The sequence below is a fragment of the Aquabacterium sp. genome (assembly GCF_004297345.1).
In the GTDB taxonomy this organism is placed as follows: domain Bacteria; phylum Pseudomonadota; class Gammaproteobacteria; order Burkholderiales; family Burkholderiaceae_C; genus Aquabacterium.
On the sequence record NZ_SCTN01000226.1, the window covers coordinates 1 to 1,989 of the forward strand.

At 61.0% G+C, this 1,989-nt stretch carries 2 protein-coding genes; one reads left to right on the forward strand and one right to left on the reverse strand.

The genetic code is table 11. The features are described 5' to 3' along the window. Window positions 1-745: pyruvate, water dikinase regulatory protein (locus EPO09_RS08120; RefSeq protein ID WP_290641973.1), on the reverse strand; the 745-nt coding region annotated here is incomplete at its 3' end. A 251-nt stretch (window positions 746-996) separates the two neighbouring features. Here EPO09_RS08120 and EPO09_RS08125 point away from each other — a divergent pair. Beyond that, a partial coding sequence (locus EPO09_RS08125) for a PEP/pyruvate-binding domain-containing protein (RefSeq protein ID WP_290641975.1) occupies window positions 997-1,989 on the forward strand: 993 nt, incomplete at its 3' end.

Consider the following 1,989-nt stretch of genomic DNA (forward strand, 5'->3'; position numbering starts at 1 on the left):
ATGACAACCAGTCAATGCCCTCGCGGCGCATCATCGACTCGGCCTGCGCCACCTCCAGGCGGCAGTTCTCCAGGCTCGCGTACTTGCTGCCCGGGCGACGCTCGTTGCGGATCTGACTGAGGCGATTGGGCTCGATCGTGAGGCCAAAGCACTTCTTCTTGTAAGGCTTGAGCATCGAAGGCAAGAAGCCGCGATCGAAATCCTCGGGGATCAAAGGCACGTTGGCCGCCTTGATGCCGTGCTGCATGGCCAGGTACAGGGAAGTTGGCGTCTTGCCGCAGCGACTCACGCCCACCAGCACCACGTCGGCCATTTCCAGACTGCGGGATGACTGCCCGTCGTCATGTTCCAACGCAAAGTTGATGGCCTCGATGCGGTCGTTGTACTCCTGATCCACGCTGGCATCGCTGAAGCGCCCCACCCGGTGGTTGGACTTCATGTTGAACTCGTCTTCCAACGGCTCCACGAAAGTCTTGATCACGTCAAACACCCGCGCCTCGCAACCACGCAGGATGGCCAGCACGTCGTCATTGGCCAGTGTCGTGAACACGATGGGGCGCTTGCCCTCGCGCAGGCCTGCCGCGTTGATTTCACGCACCACCTGATGCGCTTTGTCAACCGTATCGATGAAGGGCCGGCGTACGTGCCGAGGCTTGATGGCGAACTGCGCGAGGATGGAATTCCCCATGGTTTCGGCCGTGATACCCGTGCCATCGGACACGAAAAAGACGCTGCGATCAGACATAAGCAGACAAGTTTTGCAAGAGACCTGCGAGGTATGCACGCAAACGTGCATCAATCACCCGCATGAGTGCCTCAGGATTTCAATTTGGTGAACCCACGATCATAGGCCTGACCCTACAATCAGTCCATCTCGTGTCCACGCGTGTTGTCAGATGCAGCACGGACGCCCGATGAAGGTCCCAAAAAAACACCAACAGACCGACGCCGGGCCGTGGATGCCACCAGCATTTTTTTCACCATCCTGGAGCTTTTATGACCAACCGCTTTGAGCCGACCGCCCTGGTCGTGCCCTTCGAGCAACTGCGCATGGAGGACGTCGAGTCCGTGGGGGGCAAGAACGCCTCTCTGGGCGAGATGATCTCGCAACTGCCCAATGGCGTTCGCGTGCCCACCGGCTTTGCCACGACGGCCCATGCCTTCCGTGAATTCCTCAAGCACGACGGCCTGGCTGACCGCATCAGCCAGCGACTGGCTACCCTGGACACGGAAGACGTGCGCGCGCTGGCAGCCGCCGGTGCCGAAATCCGTGGCTGGGTCGAAGCCCAACCTTTCCCTGCCGACCTGGAACAAGCCATCCGTGGCGCCTTCGCGACGCTGGCTGGCGACAACCTGCAAGCCTCCTTTGCCGTGCGCTCTTCTGCCACAGCGGAAGACCTGCCTGACGCCTCGTTCGCCGGTCAGCAAGAGACCTTCCTGAACGTCGTCGGCATCGAAGACGTGCTGCACAAGATGAAGGAAGTGTTCGCGTCGCTTTACAACGACCGCGCCATTTCCTACCGCGTGCACAAGGGCTTTGCCCATGACGTCGTCGCCCTGTCGGCTGGCGTGCAACGCATGGTGCGCTCCGACCTCGGCGCCGCTGGCGTGATGTTCACGATCGACACCGAATCCGGCTTCCAGGACGTGGTCTTCATCACCTCCAGCTATGGCCTGGGTGAAACCGTTGTGCAGGGGGCCGTCAACCCTGACGAGTTCTACGTGCACAAGCCCGCCCTGAAGGCTGGCAAGCAGGCCGTGATCCGCCGCAACCTGGGCTCCAAGCTCCTGAAGATGGAGTTCGCCACGCCTGAAGAAAAGGCCGCATCCGGCAAGCTGGTCAAGACGGTTGACACGACCGTTGAAGCCCGCAACCGCTACAGCCTGACCAACGACGACGTGACCGAACTGGCCAAGTACGCCGTGATCATCGAGCAGCACTATGGCCGCCCGATGGACGTCGAATGGGGCAAGGACGGCACCGACGGC